Source organism: Arthrobacter sp. 9E16, from assembly GCF_002929435.1.
Lineage (GTDB): Bacteria > Actinomycetota > Actinomycetes > Actinomycetales > Micrococcaceae > Arthrobacter_B > Arthrobacter_B sunyaminii.
The window spans coordinates 1-22,414 of sequence record NZ_PJIU01000008.1 but is presented as its reverse complement, the minus strand read 5'-3'; the positions used below and the strand labels follow the sequence as shown (position 1 = coordinate 22,414).

Genomic DNA, 22,414 nt, shown 5'->3' with positions numbered 1-22,414 from the left:
ATGGAGAGCATCAGATACAGCAGTACCGTCGAGGTGATGCCGACCCTCATCAGCGGAACGGTCACCGAAAAGACAGCACGGGTGCGATTCGCTCCCAGCATCACCGCACTGTCTTCAAGGTCACGGTCTAGTTGCAGCATCGAGGAAGAAATACTCCGGTATCCCTGGGGCAAGAAGACTGCCATGCAGGCTATGCCCAGAATTGCCAGCGTGCCGTAAACCGGCAGCGGAAGAGTCAGCCACGTCCACAGAATGCCCATGCCGAGGACGATCGATGGTATCGCCAGGGGAACCATGGCGATCACTTCCATGAGTTGTCCAAACCTCGAGGTCGTTCGATACCTGACGTATGAAACGACAAAGCTCAGGACTGTGCCGGCGACGGCTGCGATAAGTGCAACGAGTACGCTATTGCGAAGCGACAGCTGAAAGTCAGCTGCACCCGCAATCTCTCCCAACCGGTCAAAAGACAGTGTCCCAACGAGCTGCGAGAGGGAAGACACATACGGTGAATCCTGCATCGCTGCTATCAGCAAGGCGAGGAGTGGGCCCAGAACCGAGACAGTGAAGTAAAGGAGGGCGAAGATCGTTGCCGGCCAGCGGAGTTTCCGGAGCGGAATCTGCCGGGGTTTGTTGCCCTTTCCGGTCATCGTGGTGAACTTGCGCTTGTTGACGATGCGCTGTTGCCATAGGGTCACGGCGAGCAACGCGATAGTCAGGAGCACGGCGACGCTGGCGGCCTTGTTGGCTTCCGGCGGCGAGGAGCTCATAAGCCGGTAGATGTATGTCGGCAGGGTGTTGATGCCAGCGGGGTTGCCGAGGACAGCGGCCACCGGGAAGTTTTCCATGGTCAGAGCGAATACCAGAATGCCCGACCCAATCAGGGAGGGCAGTGCCAACGGAAGAGTCACCGTGCGGAACATGGTCTTCAATGGGGCCCCGTGGACCGTCGAGGCTTCCTCTAGATCCGCGTTCATAAGGGACAGTGAGCTGTGTACCAGCAGGAAGACATACGGCGCATAAAATAACCCGAGGACGAAAATCAGACCTGCAAGGCTGTAGATATTGATCGTGACCGGTATGCCCAGGTCCCGCAGCAGGATGTTCACGAATCCTGCACTGGGTGAGGCCAGAAGCGACCAGGCCAAGGCCCCTACGAGTGCCGGAACAAACATGGGAGCCATACCGATGATGAAGATGAACCTGCGCCAAGGCGCATCAGTTCTGGAGCAGATGAAGGCCAGAGTCGCGCCAAATAAGAGCGCAAGAACGGATGATCCCAGCCCGATCACGAGGGAATTGAAGAGTGCGGAGAGCCCGTCCGGGGTGGTCAGGAGAGTGAGGTTTCCCAGCGTGAAGTCGCCTGTTTCCGGATTCCCGGGGCGAGGCACCGCGGTGGAGAAGGCGGCGATCACAACGAAGGCTACCGGGACGATTACTAGCATTGCCAGTATAAGGATGAGGACCAGCGCAGGAATCTCCCGTTTTAGACCCCAGAGTCCATAGGTGCGTTTCTTGGACACTGGGCTTGCTGCCGGCAGCGTCGTAACCGGGGGACGGGTCAGGAAGCTCATACGAGCACCGCTTCCGCGTCGAGTGTGGTTACGACCTCTGCGGGCAAGATCTGAACATTTGCTGGGGAGACGCGGGCATACACTATGTCACCGATGGCGTGGTGCCCGCTGCCCTTAGTCGGTACGAATACGTCAAGTTCGGAGCCATCGACAAGGCGTACCGCGTAGCGGATGCTGCTGCCCTGGAAACCGCTCACGCGAATGGTTCCTTCCCATTCGTTCTCGACTCCCTTGGGCTCGCTGCTCAGGATGAAATCCTCGGCACGAATGCACATCCTTACTTCGCCGGATGCAAGCGTCCGCTGCTGGCTCCGGACGATGGAATTAGTATTGGCAACTTGTGCGGTGACGGATCCATCGGCTGCTTTTTCCGCGGTACAGCCAAAGATATTCGAGACGCCCAGGAAATGAGCGATTTCTGCGCTGGCTGGGGCCCCGTACATTTCAGTCGGTCCGCCAATCTGCACAATGCGGCCCTTCTGCATCAGGGAGATACGGTCAGCAAGCGCGAAGGCTTCGGACTGGTCATGGGTCACATAGACCGTGGTCAGCCCGAGCTGCAGTTGGATTTCCCGCAGTTCCACCCGCAGCCGATCGCGCAGGCGCGCGTCCAGATTGGACAGCGGCTCATCAAGCATGAGGACACTGGGCCGCATCACAAGGCTGCGTGCCAATGCGACGCGTTGCATCTGCCCGCCGCTGAGCAGGCTGGCACCGCGATCGGCGAAAGTCTCCAGTCCGACCAACCTCAGGACGTCGGTCACCCGCTCCTTAATCTCCTTCTGGGAAAGTTTTTGCATCTTCAGGGCGTAGGCAACGTTCTGAAAGACGGTCATGTGGGGCCAGACTGCGTAGGATTGGAAAACCATTCCAACGTTGCGCTTGTTCGGTGGCAGATTAATTCCCTTCTCTGCATCGAAGACAACAGTGTCTCCGATCACTATTCGTCCCGAAGTTGGTTCCTCCAGACCGGCGATGCAGCGCATAGTGCTGGTCTTTCCGCACCCGGACTGCCCCAGAAGGACCACTGACTCACCGTCCCCGACCTCCAAATCCAGGTTTTCTATGGCGACAAAGTCCCCGTATTTCAGCTGAAGGTTTCGAATACTAACTTTCACGGAATTACCTCACTCGTATCATCATTGATTCGTTACGTGCGGTGCACTCTGGGCAAGGGTTGAGGTTCGTGCGCCTCCGGTGAGCGTATCGGTCAGCTCAAGACCGTGCGCACTTCGATGAGAGCGGGTCCTTCGCCCGCCATTGCCTTTTTCAGCGCTCTTTCAAAATCCTCGCAAGTTCCGACAGCTTCAGCCCTGACGCCGTAGCCTTCGGCGAGCTGGACGAAGTCGATTTCCGGAACATCAAGCCCTGGCGTCTCGCCCGTTCCGAGGACATCTGCGAACCATCGAAGTGCTCCATAGGTGCCGTTGTTGAGGATTAGGAAGATAACCGGCACAGTATATTGAGCCGCGGTCCACAGGCCGGTGATGCCAAAGTTGGCCGACCCATCACCAATAATGCCGAAGACCTGGCGGTCCTCCTTGGCCATTTGAACACCGACAGCGGCAGGAAGGCCGAAGCCCAATCCACCGGACGCCGGAGCGTAGAAGCTTCCCTGGTTCTGCAAGTCCATATAGCGCCAGAAGGATTCCGGGGTGGACGTTGACTCCGTGACGAAGACGGAGTCATCGGGTGCGGCACGGTTGAGGATGTTGAAGACCTCATCAGGGTGCAGCCGGTCTGGCACGTCTGCCATACGAGGTTCCGGAATCGGAACGAGGTTTACAGAGGTGTTGGAGGGTTGGGCCTCCACAGCCTCGAGGATCTGCGAGAGAATTGTTGCGATATCCCCCACGATGGCTTTGCCCATAGGAGCACGGGCCGCCTCACCCGAATCACAGGTGATGTGCCGCAACTGAGTCCCTTCGGGGAGGTAGTTGCCCGGCTCGTACTGGTGGTAGCGAAATACCGGCGCTCCGATAACAAGGACAAGGTCGTGAGCGTTGAACAGCGCGTTGATTCCCGCGATGGATGCAGGGAGGACACCGCGGAAGTTTCTGTGTCTCGTCGGGAAAGGGCAGCGGGCGGGAGAGGGGGCGATCCAAGCCGGTGCATTCAGCTTCTCCGAGAGTCTCACCGCATCGTTGTTAGCGTGGACCGAGTCCACGTCGGGCCCGAAAACGAGGACCGGGCTACGTGCTGCCTTGATCTCGGCCACTAGCCGGTCCAGTTGTTCTGCAGTCAGGGCTCCTCCCACTTCAGACGTGCGGGAAGCCAGATGGTGTGCGTTTTCAGGGGCTGCGTGGTCCCAGTCGTCATAGGGAATGGAGAGGTAGACAGGGCCTGGGGCAGGGAGTGTGGCCGTGTGAATTCCCTGACTGATAGCCCTGGGAACATCATCGGCGGTCAGTGGCTCCGTGCTCCACTTCACGAGGGGACGGGGCAGGCTCGGTGCATCCACGTTGGCCAGCATCACTTCCATGCCAACGGTCGCACGGACTTGCTGGCCGGCCGTGATCACCAGCGGCGAATGTGAATAGACAGCGTTCGTCAGCCCACCCATCGCATTGCCCGTACCGGCGGCAGCGTGCAGATTAACGAAGGTGGCGCTCCCTGATGCTTGTGCGTAGCCATCGGCCATTGAGATGACTGCACCTTCGTGCAGGCCCAGTACGTAACGGAAGTCGCTGGGGAAATCTTTCAGAAACGGAAGCTCGTTCGAGCCGGGGTTTCCGAAAATAGTTGTCATCCCTTGGCTACGTAAAAGCTCATACGTAGCTTCCCTGATCGTCTTCATCTAGGCCCTACCTAACGTTGTGTTCTATGTCACACCTAAGTTAGACGCACGATTTCTATAAACCCAATCAAATCTTGTGAGATTCACATAGATGTTGTCTATAGTGACTGCATGCCTAACTATGACATCGGCCTGGTGCGCACTTTTACCACGGTTTACGAAACCCGGAGCGTGACGCACGCGGCTGAACAGCTCTTTGTTAGCCAGCCTTCTGTGAGCTATGCACTTAAGCGGCTTCGGAAAATCTTCGGGAACGAACTCTTTATCCGGAGCGGTCAGGAGATGGTGCCCACCGCGGCCGCTGAGCGGATCTATCCCAGACTTCGCGGATCATTGGAAACCATTGACGAAATAATGCAGGGCGAGGAAAACTTCGCTGCCTCAACATCGAGTCGTACTTTCCGCCTCCAGATGACGGACATTGGCACTACGGTGCTGCTTCCGCCAATCATCCGCGCCGCGTCGGTTGCGGCCCCCAACGTCAGGATCGAAGTGGAGCAGCTGAAATTTTCGAGTGCACCAGACGATCTACTAGAAGGAAGAATTGACGCTTTCCTTTGCACACCTAAAATTGTGCACCCCGACATTCGGCGCGATGTTCTTTTCCGGCAGCACTATGTGGGTATTTGCGCGGCAAACCACCCGCGGATCGGGCCCAAGCCGACGCTCGTTGAGTTCCTGGCGGAGCGACACGTCAGTTTGACGGGCGAAACCGGACACCACATCGTGGATGACACCTTCGTGGAGCAGGGGCACTCTCGTGAGATTGTCCTGTCGGTGCCGAACTTTCTCGTCTTACCGCTGCTGCTCCAAGACACGGAGCTCATTTGCTTCGCCCCTCTCGTCATGGCCCAAGCCTTCGTGGCGGCCGGCAATGTGAGGACGTTCGAACTGCCAGTCCAGATCCCCATTACCGAAGTCTCGCTTTATAGCTACCGGCGGCCCCAACAGTCGCCTGCCGCAAATTGGTTTGAAAATTTAGTTCGTACAACCCTTCAAAAGCTAAATAAACTGCTGACATAGCCGGACGATACTGGTGACTCAGCCTTAATGCTAGCCTTTGTGTTAGTCCGTCAATAGTTTGTAGCCGCAGCAATCTTAAGTTCGGAGTCGGTATGCGCACGTCGCCGCCTCACCACAGTGGCATCCCAGTCTCCCTGCTCGCTCCGATCGCTTTAGCCACCTCCATCAACGGGTTGAACTCGTCCATGATTTCCGTCGGGCTCGTGAGTATTGAGCGCGACATAGGATCCGGCGCGAATATCACGCTCCTCGTGACGGCCTTCTATCTCACATGTGCAGTGGCCCAGCCCATTGCAGGTCGGCTCATAGACAAAGTCGGCCCGCGGAGCATCCTCCTTTTCGGCGTCACCTTGGTAGCCGTTGGATCCGGGCTTGTGTACCTCATCACAACGGTTGAAGCGCTTGTTGGGCTGAGGGTGGTTATAGGACTCGGGGCAGCAACCGGGTACCCGGCCGGGATGGCACTTCTCCGCCGCTGGGCCGAAGTCCGCGGCACCACGAACAGCGTCAGCGGCGTTAGGACCATGATCTTCTCCGCTCAGGGAACCGTTATGATAGCGCCGGCTATGGGTGGAATCCTCATTGAAGTATGGGACTGGCGGGCAATGTTTTTGATTAACTTACCTCTATGCGTGCTGACCGCTATTCTGATCCTGATCGGAGTCCCCGACCTCAAAGCATCCCGCCAAGGGACGGAGATAGAGGTACCGAAGGTAGACACTTTAGGGTTCCTGTTGTTTGCCGCTTCGCTGGCGCCCCTCCTGCTCGCGTTTACCGTATTCCGCGAAGGCTACTGGTGGGTATGTTTGGCGGTTGGGGTACTCAGCAGCATATTCTTCGTACGGCATCAGCTCCAGTCACCACATCCATTTATTGATTTCCGGCTTCTCGGCCGGGACCGCAATATTGGCGCCCCCATAGTCCGCCAGTTTGTTGTGATGTCGGTTCTTTATGCGGTTCTTTTCGGCTTTCCCACATGGCTGGAGGGCTCCCGCGGACTATCACCCGGCGATGTCGGGTTGATCATGCTGCCCCTGGCCGGGATGGGCATCGTCACCACAATGTTCGCCGGTTCAGCGATCTCCAAATGGGGCATCCGCGCGCCGATCCTTATCGGTGCCTTCCTGATGGTTGCAGCGACCGTCTCTCTCTTTATGCTGACCGCAGATTCTTCGCTCGCGATGGTTCTGGTTCTGGCCGTGCTGCTGGGTTCGCCAAATGGTTTCTTTATGCTTGGCAACCAGGTTGCCCTGTACCGGGCGTCTCCCACCGAGCATATTGGTGTAACCTCGGGATTGCTTCGCACTTCCCAGTTTGTCGGGGGCACCGTGGCAATGGTGCTGCTGAGTGCCACTTTCGACGGGAAATCAATGGACGTAGGCCTCCACAGCCTCGCGCTCGTACTCGGGAGCCTGAGCCTACTGATTTTCGTCGAAGCGTGCATTTCCAGGGGCCTGCGCCCAGGCACGTGAGTCGCCATTTTTCCAAAAAGAGGGACACCTTCCCCGGAGTATTCTGACGCGATGTCGAGGGTCTTGCCACATGGCCACCGTGCTGCTCCGGACAAAAAGAAGCTTGGTCGGTCTAAGGCGCTAGTATTTGCGGAACATGGACTATCGTCACTCCGGGCTAGGATATCCCGGGCTGCTGGTGGCAATCCATGGAGCCTTTGCAGTATGAATGCCGGCTAAACGCCGAGCAGCACAAGGAGGTGCCAGTTTCTTGAACGAGGATTCAAGCCCTAAGCGAACGGTGTTGGGGCGCGCCTTTGATATACTTGACTGTTTCGCCGGCGGTGCGGAAATGGGTGTGGCCGGAATTAGCGACCGTACGGGACTGCCGCCGGCGACTGTCCACCGTATGTTGGCCGCCTTGGTTGCCTGGGGCGGCATCGACCGGCTAGGGCACGGAACCTACCGGCTGGGCGCACGGATTTGGCGTTTGGGGATCGGCGCATCCCAGGTTCGCGCCCTGCGCGAAATGGCCCAGCCATACTTGGTGGATCTTCACATGGCCACACGTGGCACTGTGTACCTCGGTGTTCAGGACGGGCGAGATGCTGTTTTTTCGGACCGGATTACTAGGGTCAAACCAACGGCAGAATCGTCGTGGGCGACCCGTCGGGTTGCACTGGAACTCACGGGTGGCGGCCGAGTGCTCTTGGCCCATAGCAAGTCAGCCTGGGATGACCTTTGCACCAGGGCTGAGGATGACCCGAAAATCGCCGACGAGATTCCCCGGCTCCGCACCGAACTCGCTGAGATCCGCCACGGCGGTGTTGCCATCTCATTTAATGACGGCCTCCCCGGCCGCACGTCAGTGGCTGCACCTGTCTTCGGGCACGGCGGACTCATTTCGGCAAGCATCACCGTGGCGTTTCCTGAGTCCAGAATCCCCCAACCCCAAACCATTCTCCCCCGCGTGGTTTCGACGGCGAAGGCTGTAAGTGCCGATCTGGCCCGGGCGGGATTCGGGTAGCTCCCGGCCCGCCCGGAGGCCGGTCACCGGTTGGTCCAGACGGGATCCCGCTTTTCCAGAAAGGCGCGCACTCCCTCCACCCGGTCCTCACTCAGGTAAGGGTTCGGACCGACGTTGAGCCTGAGCGCCGAGGGAAGCGGAACACCCCAGCTCTTGGTGGCCATCTCCTTGTACCGTCGCAGTGTGACGGGCGAATTCACCAGGATCTCATCCACGTACCGCTGAACCTCGGCATCGAAGTTGGCCCGCGGGACCACCCGATTGATTAGCCCCAGTTCTTTGGCCTCTTCGACGGGAATCGTGCGGGCAGTATAGAGGAGATCCATCGCAAGGGCCCGTGGGATCAGGCGCGGTAAGAGGACTGAACCGAGATTTGCACCCATTCCCCGCCTCGCTTCGGTCAGGCCGATTGTTGCACCCTCGACGGCGATTCGGACATCAGATGAGAGGACGATTTCACAACCCCCTGCAATGGCATGTCCGTTCACTGCGGCAATCACGGGCTTGTACGTTTCCATCATCACTTCGAACAGATTCCGGTACAGCCCGGTCATCGGAACTTCAATCTGCTTTCCGCTGCGCGCAATGTCGTCCATTTCCTTTAAATCACCGCCAGCACAGAATGCTTTATCCCCCGTACCGGTAATCACAACACCCCACACAGCGGTATCTTCACCGGCCCGAAGGAAAGCCTGCGTGAGCTGGCGGACCGTGCTTACGGCCATCGCGTTGCTGCGCTCAGGTCGGTTGAGCGTGATCCAGGCGGCCTTTCCCCGCAGCTCATAGAGGACTTCGTCCTCCTGCGTCGAAATGACCGGCTGGACCTCTTCTGTGACATTCATATGCTTACCTCCTCTGTAATAATGGCAGCCTTGCCGGCTTCGACGACGCCGCTCGCCAGGAGCGCTTCAATCTGCCCGCTGTCCATGCCAAGCGATGCAAGGACCGATTCCGTGTTCTGTCCCAATTCGGGCGGCGCCTTGGTAATGACTGGGTATTGTCCGTCGAAAGTCATGGGCAAATTAACAAGTTTCAGGTTGGCGATCGCGTGCTCAGGAGCAGCCTGGATCTGGCCCAAAGCCTGCACCTGCTCATCGACCAGTACCTTGTCAACGGTGTTCACCGGCGAGTGGGGGACGTTTGCCTGCGTTAGGCGGTCCACCACTTCGGCAGACGTGAAATTGCTGGTCCTCGCTGACAGGGTGGCAACCACGGTCTCGCGGTTTCTGACCCGATTACCATTGCTTCCAAACCCGGGCAGGTCGTCAAGGTCTACGCACTCCAGCGCTGAGATCAGTCTCCTCCATGCGTCATCATTGCCTGCGGATATAAACACATGCCCGTCCCTCGTGGGGAAGGCACCGTAAGGGACTACCCCGCCAAAGCCGGAGCCGAGGCGCCGCGGCGGCGGATCGCCTGCAGCGCAGGCCATGAGCGGAGGTGTCAGCCAGGTCAAAGCGGTCTGGAGAAGCGAGAGCTCAACGTGTGAGCCCTTACCAGTCACGTCGCGTCGGCGCAGAGCTTCAAAGACGGACAGCGCCGTCCACATCCCGGTCCCCATATCCAAAACGGAAACTGGTACCCTGGCCGGTGCCCCGTCGTCGTCGCCCGTGATGCTGACGATGCCGCTGTATGCCTGAAGGAGCGGATCGTAGGCGGGCTGCTGGGACCGTGGTCCTGTTCGGCCGTATCCGGACATTTCGCAGTAGATTAGCCGCGGGTTCAATTCGAGAAGCCGCTCCGCGCTGAATCCTGCCTGCGCGAAGGACCCGGGCCGAAGGTTCTGGATGAGTACGTCTGCTCCGGCGATGAGCCGCTCCAGTACTTCGCGGCCCTGCTGCGTCTTATAGTCGATGACAACCGACTGCTTGTTTCGGTTCAGGGCCAGAAAAGCAACGGAGTACCCTTCCCATTCAGGTGGGGCCCAGTTCCGGCTGTCGTCGCCTGTGCCGGTCCGTTCAACTTTGATGACGTCAGCACCAAAGTCTCCCAAGACCTGCGCCGCGTAGGGCGCCGCGACACTGGTGCCGATCTCGATGACCCGAATGCCTGCGAGGGACCCCGTGCTGTTTAGGTTGTCAGAGTTCACGAACCTGCTCCTTGCGTTGGTGCGACAGCCAGATCAAAGTGCGTTGCTTCATATTCATCACGTGCTGCCGACGAAACCGTCTGCTTCCAAGGGGCGAGAGACCCCTCGTAGGTCGAGGGCCCTAAGCGGAAATGTTGTGCTTCGGCAGGGGTCTCGATAAACGGCATGTCCATTGGGTAGACATCGCCGCCGGTTGGCCGGGGGCCGGCCTTCGAGACGTGCCCCCATAGTTCGTGGCCCACAACTTCTTCAGCCAAAACGACAGCCTCAATCAGTTTCTTGAGGTCAACACCGGTCTCTATACCCTCGCTTTCAAGGAAGTGAACAAAGTCTTCAGTGGGGATCATCCGCGTCAGTCTGCCATTTCCGCAGTAGGGGCACCCACCGAGGCCGCCGATCGCGGTGTCGACAATAAGCTCGTAGCCCTCATCAAGTTCTGACATCGCCGTGTAGGCGGAGATGGGTGCCATCCCGCGCGCGTTATGCAGATGCAGATGGAAGGTGGTGATGTCCGGCCATGTCTGCTTGATTGTTCGGATCTGCGCCCGCATGGCTTTGGGAGTGTTCCAGCTCATGGGGTCGCCTATATGGACCCGGGTAACAGGAACACCGGCGTTGGCCCAGGCATCATGCTGGAGCTGAAGGAACTCCATCCTCCTATCCTCCGAGAATTCACCAAGCCAATTGGAACCCCACGCAGCGTTGACGCTGATCTGGGCTTCCTTGGCTCCACGGAGAACCGCTTGGGATACTATGCCGGGAATCGCCGCGATCTCATCAGCCGTGGTGCGTGCGGTATTCCGTTGAACGAAAACATCACAGAGGTGGATACGGGTCTCACCGATCATGTGATCAGGTCCCGTGATTTTGGGTGCGTACGCCTGACTTCTTTCGACACCCTGCGCGTTCAGGGCGAGGGCGCTGTAGGTGACTCCCTGCACCGGGTTGAAACCTTGAACAACTTCGTCTATGTGAGCCATCTGGGGGACCCACTTAGGGCTTACGAAGGACCCGACGACAATATTCTTGAGCCCGGTTGCGGAGAGAGCATCCAGCAAGCGGATCTTGTCCGTCACGGGGATATCTGCGCTTTCAATCTGCATGCCTTCGCGCATGCCCTCTTCGACGATTGTTATCTTGGGGTCGCTCATTATGATTCCTCCACTTTTCTGGGGTTCTCAGTTCCGGTCTTTTGTAGTGCCTTCGAGAATCCCGCAATGCTGCGCCCTTGGGGAAGCACAGACAGCTCCTCGAATATCCGATCGGAGTGAACGGCGCTGACTCCTGCGGCGGCGCAGCAATCACCGAACTTGTTCCGGAGACCGGCCTGGCTGAGTGGGTTGCGAGCATCGCCTTTGGTGAGGTCAACCCGCCTTCCGAGCCAGGCCTCCCCTCCGGTCCTCACCTGCACCGCGGCATAAGGCTCACGCGTGACCAGATCGCCCATGGGCGGCACCGGGCTCTCAACCACTTCGACGATTGCCATCAGCTCGCGCACCTCGCGGTCGGCGAAGGCATCGTCGGTAAAGTCCTGCAGTGTCACTGCGCCGCGTTCAATGGCCACGGCCACCGCGTATTCCAAACTGAACTTCGCTTGGTTGCCGTTCTGCGGCGCATACGGCAGAAGTGGTTCCATTCCCCGAGGGTGTACCGTGACGCGGATTGAATCGGGGGTCCTGCCTGCGAGTTCATCCCGGAGTTCCAAAACGGCATCAATAGCGCGATGGGTACCATAACAGGCCGGGTACCTCTTGATTCCCCAATCCTTCGGCCAGGACTCCATCCAGTACTCCAGTCGTTCTACAAGAGTCTCTGTAAGACCGCCGATGGGCGCCAAATCAGGGTCACCCATCCGTTCCAAGAATCCTGTAGGGGCTTCCAATTCTCCGGGGTTGGAGGTGAAGCCTGCATCGGCGAGCTGGAGCGCGATCACCGCGTCCCGGGCTGCGACCCCGGCGTGAAATGGCTTTGTCATGGACCCGAAATTAGGCCGGCTGCCTGCTGCCAGCGAAGAAACTATACCTAGGGCATTACGGGCCTGCTCCAACGGAGTGCCGCAGAGCCGTGCAAGGGCAGCCACTGCCGCAAGTCGCCCCACCGTGGACGTTGTATGCCAGCCACGGGCGTAGTGGACATGTCCCGGCAAAAGCTCGGTGACAGCACGGAAGGTTGCAGCCCCGACGTCGTAGGCCTGAACCAGTTTGGCGCCGTCGATGCCGCGGTCTTCCGCGACGGCGAGGAGCGCCGGGAACAGCACTGTACTCGGGTGCATTGGCATCGTGGGAGAGATATCGTCGTAGTCCAGCATGTGTCCGGATGTTCCGTTAACCATGGCCGCCATCGAGGCGGTAGCCTTTCGGCCTGTCGTCCAGACTGTAGCTTTGCCGCCCCCGCCCTCCGCGGCGGCCCAAGCGTTCACAATTTGGGTTCCTTCAGCGGGCGCCGCGGCGATTGCCACCGCTACGGTGTCGATTAGTGCGTTGGTTACTTGCTCCACATGGTCGGTACTCGAGACCAGTTTTCCCGTAGCAAAGCGCGCCAGTGCCTCGGTGGCTCCTATGTCCCCCCCGATGCTAGCGGATACCGTTTCCACGGTTCTGACAGGTAATTGTTTCACCACGTTGTCCGTCTCCTAGAAAGACTTAGGGAGCCCGAGCGTGCCATGGGCGATGCCGGCCAAGACAATGTTGTTGCTAATCGGGGCTGTCGACGGCAGGCGTGCTTCGCGGAAGTGACGCTCGATGCCATACTCCTCTGCGGCCGCATAACCGCCGAAAGTATCGAAGGCAGCGTTTGCCGCCTGCCATAGTGCCTGGGAAGCCAGCAGTTTGGCGCCATTGACTTCAAAGCGGGGGTTGTCGCCGGCATCGTACATTTCAGCCGCACGCCACCGCATTAGAGACGCAGCCTGAAGGTTCGCATACGCCTGTGCCAAAGGGAACTGCACGCCCTGGTTCATTCCAATTTTACGGCCGAAGACCTCACGCTCATTGGCGTAGTTAACTGCGCGGTTAAGAAGGTAAAACCCTGCGCCTATGTACTCCGATGTGACGATGATCCGCTCGGAGTTCATGCCGGAAAGGATCACCTTGAAGCCCTTGCCCTCCTCACCAATACGGTTCTCGACCGGTACACGGAGGTTTTCGATAGCGAGCTCATTGGTCTCGTGATTGACCATGGTCTTGATGGGGGTGGCGCGGATGGTTCCATCTTCTATGGCCTTGCGGAGGTCCACCAGGAGCACGGTGAATCCGTCGGTCTTCTTCACGACGTCCTCAAACTTCTCGTTTCTGGTCAGGAGGAGGAGGAGGTCGGAGTGCTGAACGCGGGAAATAAAAATTTTTGCACCGTTGACAACGTATTCGTCGCCTTCACGTTTGGCTGAGGTCCGGATGCGGGTGGTATCCGAGCCTGCATCTGGTTCAGTCACACCAAAGGACTGGAGGCGCAACTCGCCGGAAGCGATCTTGGGCAGAAACCTTAGTTTCTGCTCTTCTGTTCCATGTCGCAGTAGCGTCCCCATGGTGTACATGCCGGCCCGGGCGGCCCCGGCATGGCAGCCATTGCGCTCGAGCTGCTCCAGCACTACGGCGGCGTCCCGGATCGAAGCTCCGCCCCCTCCGTACTCCTCCGGAATGAGCATGTTCATCCATCCGGCCTCGTAGAGCGCGTCCACAAACTCTTCCGGGTAAGCGCGGGCGATGTCCTTTTCAAGCCAGTACGTGTTGTCGAACGGATTGCAAAGATCATCAATGGCCTCACGGATAGCCAATTGTTCTTGGGTGAGTCCGAAAGCCGATGATTCCACAGTCATGGTGAAGCCTTTCTCAGAGATGATTCGCAGTGCTAGGAACACCCAACCCGATGGGGATGTGGCTGCACAGTGGAAATATCACGTAATGGAATTCGTGTCTTACTTACTGCCCCGCCCCGTGAGGGCCGCAAGAGGACGCAGGAACAGAGGGCGAGCCAGCAGCGAGGCTCCGATTATGACCAGGAGGGATGCTGCGAAAAACCATTACCCGACGTTTTGCCGAGTTCATGTGGTTCAGGTTCCGAAGTTCGCCCGTGGTAAAAATCAGCATGACGTGGGAAATAATGAACAGGACAAAGTGGAGCATCACCCGGAAGTGAACAGTCCGTTGATCATCGCTGGGGTGCGGCCAAAAAAACCGTGGCGAAATAGCCAATTGCAGCAAGCTGTTGCAGTTCACCCAGCCGTTCTCATGGGGCCATTCAGGGGACGCATATTGTAGGGCGGCTGACACCGCGTTCGGGAACACTCCCCAACTCGTAGGTACAATCCTCCTCCATTGCCCGGTGCTGAAAAGAAGAATCACAAAGATGACTCCGTTGAACTGCCATGCCACAGCACATCCACGGACAGATGGAACCAGAGCTATAGATTGATCTTCTGGGGCTTGTTTCGCGTTTTGACGAGGCCTTGGTTCCATGTCCAGAACGCCTTCGGCCGGGTGGTGGTTCATACTGGGGAATGTCGACGGCGGATCCCAAGGCTGCCGTCTGAGGATCGGCAAGCCGCTTGCCAACGGCATCGGACTCGGCCACGAGACATAAACGGCGCCAAGGTTGCCGAGTTCGGTGTACAAAACGTCACCGGCGCCCGATCTAACGGCAACTACTGCAATGGGGGCGCCCAGCTTGGAAGCTGCACCAAGCAGACCTGCGGCGGATTTGTGAATGTCATCCGTCATGGAGGTTCAACGAAAGTCAATATTGCGGTCATGTCGTTCTCCTACCTGCTGTCGCCTGTGGCGGCCAGGAACTCCGCGAGCTTCACGCCGGCGTCGCCCTGGTCAATGATCTTTACCCCGGCGGCCAGGGCCGGACCCGGGCCGCCGTGGAGATGCAAACAACTGAAGCCATCGGAAGGTAGTGTGATGAGGTGAAGGTGATTCGAGATACCCATGAAGGCTCAGTCCTGCCGGATCACGCCTCATCAGGAAGGATCCGGGCGGATCGAAAAGCAGGAGCCCTTCCCGTCGTTGGCACTTGGAGTGCACCCGGGCACCTGATCCGGCGGGCGCAGCGCGTTCATACCGCCACATGGAATAGCGTTTTCGGCTCGGAAGTGACTGGCCCGCAATACGCCACACTGGTGGCCATAGCTATGTGGCCGGAGTCAGACCAGCAAACTGCCGGCGAGCTGGCAGGTCTCGACAAAGCGACGATGGCAGGCGTGATCAAACGGCTCGAGGCTCGCGGGTTCATTCGGCGTAGGCAGGCGGAGGATGATCGTCGTCGTCAGATGATTTCGATTGCTCCCGCTGCGGAGAAACGAATGGATGATTTCGCAGCACGGGCTGTCTGTGTCCATGACGCCCTTGCTGCCAAGCTGCCAGCGGGAACGGAGTCAGAAACCATATCGCTTCTGAGGAAGATTGCCTCTATTAACGAGCGATCCTTCGGCGCGGCAAACCTGCCCAAAGCTTTCGCCGTAGTTGAACCATCAACGGCTCTCGGATACCTACTGCGTCGCGCTCTTCAAATCCACGTTTCCCTTTGGAATGAAGAATTTCATGGCGAGATCACGAGCCCACAGTATGCCGTGCTGTCAGCTGTGGCAGCGGCGGACTCTGCAGATCAACTGAAGATCGCAGAGCTGGCGGGCTTAGATACGTCGTCCGCAGCAGACGTCATGGGCAGAATGGAGAAAGATGGCTGGTTACGCCGTGAGACCAACCCGACAGACCGCCGCCGACTCCAGGTCGCTCTGACGCAACCTGCGCGAATGGCCGTTCTCTGGGCCTCCCCTGGGGTGGAGCGGGTGCAACTCGAACTCCTTAGTGCACTGACCGACCAAGAGAAGACCCGCCTGGTGGAGTTGCTTCAGCACCTGATCCGCGGTTCGGACCCGCAGTAGGACGGACACCTCACGCGCTGGGCAATCTCAAGCTGGGGATCTGGTGGCCGCCGATCGAACTCGGCTCCGTCGATTTCAAAAATATCTGCCAGGTGAGAAGGGTAGTTTGGTCACCACAATCGAGACACCGGCAATTTATCACCACCATCAGCAGGTTGTGACTCAGTGACACCTTCTCGGCCACCGCCAGAAGCAAGGCTTGCCGGTGAGCTGCTGGCCATGTGGCGACATCCACATCGCCGTCCTAGACACAAGGCTGAAGCTCGCCGCCGGTATTCCCAGCAACCGCGAATATCACCACGCCATTCCTTCGTCCTCCCCTATGCGTAACCCGTCATATTCTGGGAACCTGCAGCCCGTGCCGAACGGCAGACAGCCGAGGCCCTCCCTCGAAGGGCGCAGAGCAGCAGAGGTGGTTAAATCCTGCTCTCCTACGTCCCGGTGGCGGGTGCGGCTGGCGGGGCGATGGCAGGACTGTTGCCGCTTTTCGCCTTCCGGATCTGTTCGTAGACATGGTGCCGAAGCTCAGTGAATCGAGGCAGGGCTCTGGTCTCAAGCTGGTCGCGTACGACCGGGAGGTCGATCATCAGATCCTCCTGCACCACAGTTGGCGAAGAGGAAAGGATGATGACACGCTCCCCCAAGTAAACAGACTCGTCAATATCGTGGGTGACGAATAAAATGGTGACGCCCAGCCGTTTCCAGACATCCCGAATAAGATCCTCGAGGTCGGCCCGCGTTTGCGCGTCCACGGCAGCGAACGGCTCATCCATGAGGAGCACTTCTGGCTGGTAGGCGATCGCCCGAGCGATCGCCACGCGCTGCTGCATGCCGCCGGAGAGCTGCCACGGGTAGGACTTCGGCACATGCGCAAGACCCACAGCCTCCAACGCCTCGGCGACCAGCCGCTGACGCTCCTTCTTAGGAACTCTCGAGTTCTTCAGCGGTAGCTCGACGTTGGCATCGACCCGCAACCATGGAAACAAAGATCGTCCGTACTCTTGGAATACCACTGCCATCTTCTTCGGTGGCCCCGTGACCTTGGAACCGTCAAGCCGAACTTCCCCCTCAGTGCTTGCCAACAGTCCGGCGATGCATTTGAGAAGAGTTGTCTTTCCCGAACCGGAGGGCCCGACCAGACAGACGAGTTCACCACGGCCCAGGTCGAAGGTAAGGTCACGGACAGCTTCGACGTCGCCGGCATCGGTCTTGTAGACCTTATTCAGGCCGCGGACGCTGAGCAACGCTTCGCCCTCCGGAATCGTCCGGCCTCTAGAGGCAGTAATCGTTTCCCCGGTAACTGGGGCGATTCTGTTTCCCGCTTCCGCCCCGTCGTTCAAAGTTTCAAACTGCATTTTCTACCTCTTTTAGTCCGTAGTACCAGCGCAGGAGTGTGCGCTGAACTCGCTGGAAGATGAAAGATATTGCGACCCCGATGAAGCCGAGAATGAAGATTCCTGACCACATCTCGGGTACCGCGAAGGAGCGCTGGAATTGCACGATGGTGAACCCGAGCCCAGATGACGAGGCGAACATCTCGGAGATCACCATGAGGATGAGCCCTATCGAGATGCACTGGCGAACACCTGCCATAATTGCGGGTGCCGCTGACGGCAGGATCTGGTAGCGAATACGGCTCACCCCGACGATCCCGTATGAGCGAGTTGTCTCGTTCTGTACCGGGTCTATCGAGCGAACACCCTCGATGGTGTTGAGCACAACAGGCCAAATGCAGCCAGAGATAATGACGGCGATCTTCATGCCGTCATTGATGCCGATGACGAGCATGAGAACTGGTACCAACACAGGAGGCGGCAAAGCGCGGAAAAGTTCGAAGACCGGCTCCGTCAGGGACCGCAGGGTTCTGTTCAGGCCGACTACCAGCCCAAGCACCACGCCCAGGACAATCGCCGAAAGCACACCTACCGTAAGACGGCTCAGCGAGGGGAGCACATCGGTGAGGATGCGTTCTGCCAGCCATACGTTGACTAACGTATCGACAAGTACCTGTGGAGCCGGCACAAAGAAATTTGGTTTGCCGGAGGTGGCGACCCACCAGACCAGCACGAGGACTACGGGCAGTGCCACTGCTGCACCAGCACTCTTGATGAAGTTCATGACGTAATCTCTCCCCTGACGGACGGATGCCACGATAAAAGGTGACTCTCGACGACTCGCATCGTGGCATTAATCGCGATGCCAAGGAGTCCGGTTGTGAGGATGAGCGCATACATGTGGGTGACCGCGGCACCGGTCTGGGCCAGTGCGATCTCGCGTCCGAGGCCAGGAGCGCTGATCACGAGTTCGGCGGTGATGGCGAGGATAAGGGCGACTGAGGCAGCGAGGCGGATTCCGGTCACAAGGTATGGAAGTACTGTGGGGAAGACAACGTTGCGCACCTGTTGCCACCGTGAAAAGCCATAGGATTTTGCCGTGCTCATGGCAACGTTATCGACGTCAGTGACTCCGTAGAGCACCTGGATGAGTACCTGCCAGAAGCATGCGTAAACAATGAGTAGCAACGACGATTCGATCCTGACTCCGAACAAGAGTACCGCCAACGGAATGAGTGCCACCGATGGGATCGGACGGAGAAACTCGATTGTGGTGTGCGTCATCTTGCGGAGGAAGGAGGATACGCCGATAAACAGCCCCGCGGTCGCGCCAAGTATGACCGCGAGTGTTAGGCCCAGGACCCACGCCAGCATCGTGTCGCCGACGGCGACCCAATAATTTCGAAGCCCGAAGCTGCGCACGAGATCAACCAGCACTCCCGAAACGGGGGGAAGGTACTTCTCGTTTACCAGTCCGAGCCGAGGTGCTAGTTCCCACACCGCCGCGAAACAAAGCAAGCCGATGATGCCAAAGGCAAACCGAACGGCTCTCGGATTACGTCCTGTCGTCCCGGCCCAAATGGCGGTGGAAGCCCGGACAGAAGGTCGAAGCTGTGACGTTACGGACATTACGGAAGCAACTGCTCTAGGTCAGGGAGCTCCTCGATGGTGCCGTACTTAAGCGCCGCCATTCCGAGGATCTCAGCGGACTCACGACTAAATTCTGCCTTAAACCGTGGCAGGACGATCTCGGCGGCAAGTGTGGCTTCGATCTGCGTGTAAGTCGGAATAATTTGGCGAACCTTATCAGGGTTCGCCTGCGAAAACTCGAGCGACTTCGCCATGGCCCGGGCAAATTTGTCCACCAGTTCCGGCTTGTTCTTCACAGTGTCCCCGCTGGTGAAATAACCGGAGACATCCATCTCAGGATGCACGGCGACGTAGTTCCAGTCGAGTGCCCGGCCGCCGGACTGCAGTGCTTTTGTGAGGAATGGCTCCACGACAAGCGCAGCGTCTATCTGCTTGTTCTCCAAGGCGACCATCGCTTCCTGGACTGGGACCTCGACAAAATCGAGAGAGGCGCCATCTCCCCCGGCCGCATCGACGGCGTGACGGATGGTCGTATCGCCGATGTTGGACAGCAGGTTGGACGAGACTTTAAGCCCATCGAGTTGGGCGGGGGAAGTGAGGGGTGAGTCTTCCAACACCACGATCGCTGCGATGTCGGCACCCGCCACTCCTGTGCTGGTTGCCCCATTGGTGACGAACTGCAAATCCAGTCCCTGTCCTTTAGCCACGAACATGCTGATGATGTTCGAGAACGCGAAATCGTAAGTGCCGCTGACGACCCCTGGGACAGATACAGCCCCGCCCGTGACACTCTCGATTTTGACATTGAGGCCTTCGTCTTTGAAGAATCCTTCCGCTACCCCGAGGTGAAGAGCAGCAGTATCGGCGATGGGGATAGCCGCCACGGAAACGTCTGTCAATCCTCCAGGGCTTTCGGCCGTGGCCCCGTCGCCACACGCCGCGAGCGTGCTTGCCGCCAACACCGCCATGGAAATGAGCTTGAGTACCTTCACTTGTGTCTCCTGATCTGCATTTGCCGGTGGGAGCGGGTCTCCCGCCGGCACGAATTACGTGGTCCAAATTCGCCCGAGAAAAGGGGAATCGTGTTCCGGGGTGAGCCGTGAGGAGACCTGAGCTCGTGGGCAGAAAGGTCCTGAGCCTCGAGGACCTAGTGCAGGACTGTCAGCTCCTCATGAAACGAATCGCATCCTGCTTATCGTCCTGACCTCATGTTTCGCATGGTCAGAAACAAAAACCATATGGACGCTTACCGATATGCGGAAGCAAAGCTCAGTTATTACAACGTATACAAACGAAAGGATAGATGGCGTTAATGCAGCTGGTCAAGGGAGTAGAGGGGGGAAATTTATGGTGTACATACTAAATGTGTGTGGAGAATGCTGTTTACGAGCTTCGGCAAAGATTGCCGAGCTGTCTGTCGCTCCGGCATTTATGACTATGTCCGATGGATGCCGAATGAGTCCCGCCACGGACGACCTCAGCCGCTAGCGGATCCTGGCTCGTCGGTCAGCGAATCCAGGTTTACCACCGGGGCCAGGTACGGCCCGACGGCGGCCGGGGTCAGGTCGATGGCGCGGATGCCGGCTGCCTCGTACTTCGGGGCGTTGGCTTCGTGGGCCTTTGCGGATGTGCACTCGAACACGAAGTCTGGCAGTTCATCCTGGGCCAGAAGCCAGTCCACGCCCTCGGCGGAGGTGGTCAGTCCCAGGCGGGCGGCGCGGGTCAGGCCGTCGGAAGCCGGATCCACCCCGATCATGTACTTGACCTCTACGTTTTTGCTGCGGCGCATGATCTTGAACATGAGGTCGGTGCCGATATTGCCGGGGCCGACGATGGCGGCTGTTTTTTAGCCATGGCGGTATCCCTAGTCCGTGAAGTGAATAGTCAGTGAGCCCATCGGGCCGAAGTCAGCCATCACTGTGGTGTCAGCGACAACGGGCATCGCCACGGTGAAGGAGCCCGGGAGAATCAGCTGACCGGCTTCCAACGCCACCCCCTGTTCGCCCAGGATGTCGGCCAACCAGACGAGTGGTGCAAGCGGGTGCCCCATCACATCCGCTCCCGTCCCGGTGCCCGTGATTTGCCCATTGATCACCAGCGAACAGGTGACTTCCAAGAGAGCCGCGGGGTCGGCAGGGTCTAGTGTCAGGGGGTGTGCGCTGACGGCGACGGCTCCGCAGGAGGCGTTATCAGCGATCGTGTCAACGAGTTTGATGTCCCAGTCCGCTATGCGGGAGTCGATGATCTCGATTGCCGGGTACACGGCTCCGATGGCGGCGCGGGCCTGTTCCAGGGTGACGCCGGGGCCCTGTAGTGACTCTTTTAGTACAAAACCGAGTTCCGGTTCCACCTTGGGCTGGATGAACCCAGAGGCCGGAATCCGAGCCTCGTCGTGGTGGACCATGTCCTCGAAGAAGAAACCAAAGTCGGGGGAATCCACGCCAAGCTGTCGTTGCATGGCCAAGGACGTCAGCCCCACCTTGCGGCCTGCCAGTACCCGCCCCGTAGCAAGGTGATGCCTAAGCTGCGCCGTCTGAACCTCGTATGCGTCCTGGACGGTCATGTTCTCCATCCGGTCCCGCAAGGGGGCCACCGGAACCCGTGTGTGGTACGCGGCCAACAACTCATGAGCGGCGGCGTTGAGGCTGACATCGCTAGCCTTTACTGACCCACTTTGCATCTGGATCTCCATTCCTTGTTGCTGTAATCCTCAAAAAATTTGGGTGTGACAAAAACCGGGGATTTGGCTTTCGAGAAAGTAGTTGACTATTGCTGCCTAGCCCGGACAACGCCAACAGTGTCATTGGCATGCGCTTGCCGGTATTCGCTCAAGCCGTGCCGAACAGAATTTCCACACTTTCAAGCAAACTCATAACGGACGGGACTGCCCGTCAGCCGCCTCCCCCAAACGCACCTGCCTCCCGGCGGATAACAACACGGGGACTACAACGGATCAGTACGCAAAGACCGTTTTCCATTTGGTGGCATCGGCGTCACCATGCTTGGCGTCTTCGACCGACATGCGCCACACTTTGCCTGAATCAACCGCGGGCAGTTTGACGCCGACGGCAGTGGGCGGTGCAATCTCAGGGTTCACGGCGTAGTCGCCCAGGTCCGCGAAGATCTGTTGCCCTCGCTTGGACATGTTGTAGTTCATGAAGATGTCCGCGGCTTCCGGGTTGGACCCCTTAGCGGTCGCACCAAGGTAGTAATCGAAGCTGATGAGTCCCTCTTCCGGGACAACGAAGCTCAGTGGGGCGTTCTCCGTTTTGACGGCTATGTTGACGGTAGCCGATCCGACGGTTCCGACGGCGATTTCACCGCGGGCCAGCGCAGTCTGCTGTGGGCCTGAACCTTCATAGATTACGGGTTTCAGCGCTGCATATTTACTCATGTAATCTTCACCGAGTTCCGTCTCCATAAAGCGGTTCAAGGCAGCTACACCGCCGCCGGAATTGCCCTGGACGACACCGATCTTGCCAGCCCATTTGGGGTCGACAAAGTCTGCCCAGCTCTTCGGTGCGTCTTCGTCCTTCACCAGCTGGGAGTTGTACCCGAACGTATATACGGCATTGTGGGTTCGAGTGAAATCGCCGGAGTTGATGACGACCTCCTCGAACGTTTCTGAGCCTGGAACCGTATAGG

Annotated in this window: 19 protein-coding genes and 1 pseudogene; 4 read left to right on the top strand and 16 right to left on the bottom strand. The window is 58.5% G+C overall.

Annotated features, from left to right (window positions below):
* The 3 genes from CXR00_RS17925 to mdlC all read right to left on the bottom strand — a co-directional run.
* Nucleotides 1-1,574: iron ABC transporter permease (locus CXR00_RS17925; protein WP_104056418.1), on the bottom strand; the 1,574-nt coding region annotated here is incomplete at its 3' end.
* Nucleotides 1,571-2,692: an ABC transporter ATP-binding protein gene (locus CXR00_RS17920; RefSeq protein WP_104056416.1), complete on the bottom strand. Its 1,122-nt coding sequence runs from the start codon at nt 2,690-2,692 to the stop codon at nt 1,571-1,573. The genes CXR00_RS17920 and CXR00_RS17925, both read right to left, overlap by 4 nt.
* 92 nt (nt 2,693-2,784) lie before the next feature.
* Nucleotides 2,785-4,371, bottom strand: coding sequence for a benzoylformate decarboxylase (gene mdlC, locus CXR00_RS17915; RefSeq protein WP_104056414.1), 1,587 nt, complete (start codon nt 4,369-4,371; stop codon nt 2,785-2,787).
* Between the two features lie 111 nt (nt 4,372-4,482).
* Here mdlC and CXR00_RS17910 point away from each other — a divergent pair, with 111 nt between their 5' ends.
* The 3 genes from CXR00_RS17910 (at nt 4,483) to CXR00_RS17900 (ending at nt 7,872) form a co-directional block, all read left to right on the top strand.
* Complete coding sequence (locus CXR00_RS17910) at nt 4,483-5,394, top strand: LysR family transcriptional regulator (protein ID WP_104056413.1); 912 nt, start codon at nt 4,483-4,485, stop codon at nt 5,392-5,394.
* A 92-nt stretch (nt 5,395-5,486) separates the two neighbouring features.
* A complete protein-coding gene (locus tag CXR00_RS17905) occupies nt 5,487-6,866 on the top strand; it encodes an MFS transporter (RefSeq protein ID WP_104056411.1) in 1,380 nt (459 codons plus the stop codon).
* Between the two features lie 208 nt (nt 6,867-7,074).
* Nucleotides 7,075-7,872: an IclR family transcriptional regulator gene (locus CXR00_RS17900; RefSeq protein ID WP_104056409.1), complete on the top strand. Its 798-nt coding sequence runs from the start codon at nt 7,075-7,077 to the stop codon at nt 7,870-7,872.
* Between the two features lie 23 nt (nt 7,873-7,895).
* On the opposite strand, the gene CXR00_RS17895 is transcribed toward CXR00_RS17900, so the two are convergent.
* From CXR00_RS17895 to CXR00_RS18445, 6 genes are all read right to left on the bottom strand, one after another.
* Nucleotides 7,896-8,714, bottom strand: a complete 819-nt coding sequence (locus CXR00_RS17895; RefSeq protein ID WP_104056407.1) for an enoyl-CoA hydratase/isomerase family protein — start codon at nt 8,712-8,714, stop codon at nt 7,896-7,898.
* Nucleotides 8,711-9,961, bottom strand: coding sequence for a CaiB/BaiF CoA-transferase family protein (locus CXR00_RS17890; RefSeq protein WP_104056405.1), 1,251 nt, complete (start codon nt 9,959-9,961; stop codon nt 8,711-8,713). Before CXR00_RS17890 ends, CXR00_RS17895 begins: the two co-directional genes overlap by 4 nt.
* On the bottom strand, nt 9,958-11,112 hold the full coding sequence (locus CXR00_RS17885; RefSeq protein WP_104056403.1) for a citramalate synthase: 1,155 nt from the start codon (nt 11,110-11,112) through the stop codon (nt 9,958-9,960). The genes CXR00_RS17890 and CXR00_RS17885 overlap by 4 nt, the downstream gene beginning before the upstream one ends.
* Entirely contained in the window at nt 11,112-12,581 is a 1,470-nt protein-coding gene (locus CXR00_RS17880) for an MmgE/PrpD family protein (protein ID WP_219815640.1), read from the bottom strand. The genes CXR00_RS17885 and CXR00_RS17880 overlap by 1 nt, the downstream gene beginning before the upstream one ends.
* Before the next feature lie 12 nt (nt 12,582-12,593).
* On the bottom strand, nt 12,594-13,775 hold the full coding sequence (locus CXR00_RS17875; RefSeq protein ID WP_104056401.1) for an acyl-CoA dehydrogenase family protein: 1,182 nt from the start codon (nt 13,773-13,775) through the stop codon (nt 12,594-12,596).
* 103 nt (nt 13,776-13,878) lie between these two features.
* Nucleotides 13,879-14,676, bottom strand: a complete 798-nt coding sequence (locus CXR00_RS18445) for a hypothetical protein (RefSeq protein WP_146067294.1) — start codon at nt 14,674-14,676, stop codon at nt 13,879-13,881.
* Nucleotides 14,677-14,867: 191 nt separating this feature from the next.
* Here CXR00_RS18445 and CXR00_RS17870 point away from each other — a divergent pair, with 191 nt between their 5' ends.
* Nucleotides 14,868-15,845 carry a MarR family winged helix-turn-helix transcriptional regulator gene (locus CXR00_RS17870; RefSeq protein WP_146067293.1) on the top strand — a complete coding sequence of 326 codons (978 nt, stop codon included), beginning with the start codon at nt 14,868-14,870 and terminating at the stop codon, nt 15,843-15,845.
* Nucleotides 15,846-16,276: 431 nt separating this feature from the next.
* On the opposite strand, the gene CXR00_RS17860 is transcribed toward CXR00_RS17870, so the two are convergent.
* From CXR00_RS17860 to CXR00_RS17830, 7 genes and pseudogenes are all read right to left on the bottom strand, one after another.
* On the bottom strand, nt 16,277-17,200 hold the full coding sequence (locus tag CXR00_RS17860) for an ABC transporter ATP-binding protein (RefSeq protein ID WP_104056396.1): 924 nt from the start codon (nt 17,198-17,200) through the stop codon (nt 16,277-16,279).
* Entirely contained in the window at nt 17,190-17,963 is a 774-nt protein-coding gene (locus tag CXR00_RS17855) for an ABC transporter permease (RefSeq protein ID WP_104056394.1), read from the bottom strand. The genes CXR00_RS17860 and CXR00_RS17855 overlap by 11 nt, the downstream gene beginning before the upstream one ends.
* A complete protein-coding gene (locus tag CXR00_RS17850) occupies nt 17,960-18,616 on the bottom strand; it encodes an ABC transporter permease subunit (protein ID WP_308470507.1) in 657 nt (218 codons plus the stop codon). The genes CXR00_RS17855 and CXR00_RS17850 overlap by 4 nt, the downstream gene beginning before the upstream one ends.
* 191 nt (nt 18,617-18,807) lie before the next feature.
* Nucleotides 18,808-19,761 carry an ABC transporter substrate-binding protein gene (locus CXR00_RS17845; protein ID WP_258060207.1) on the bottom strand — a complete coding sequence of 318 codons (954 nt, stop codon included), beginning with the start codon at nt 19,759-19,761 and terminating at the stop codon, nt 18,808-18,810.
* Between the two features lie 515 nt (nt 19,762-20,276).
* Nucleotides 20,277-20,603, bottom strand: a pseudogene (locus CXR00_RS17840) (acetaldehyde dehydrogenase (acetylating)); the annotation flags it as partial.
* Between the two features lie 30 nt (nt 20,604-20,633).
* On the bottom strand, nt 20,634-21,332 hold the full coding sequence (locus CXR00_RS17835; protein ID WP_258060206.1) for a 2-keto-4-pentenoate hydratase: 699 nt from the start codon (nt 21,330-21,332) through the stop codon (nt 20,634-20,636).
* Between the two features lie 390 nt (nt 21,333-21,722).
* On the bottom strand, nt 21,723-22,414 hold a 692-nt coding region (locus CXR00_RS17830; protein ID WP_146067292.1), incomplete at its 5' end, for an ABC transporter substrate-binding protein.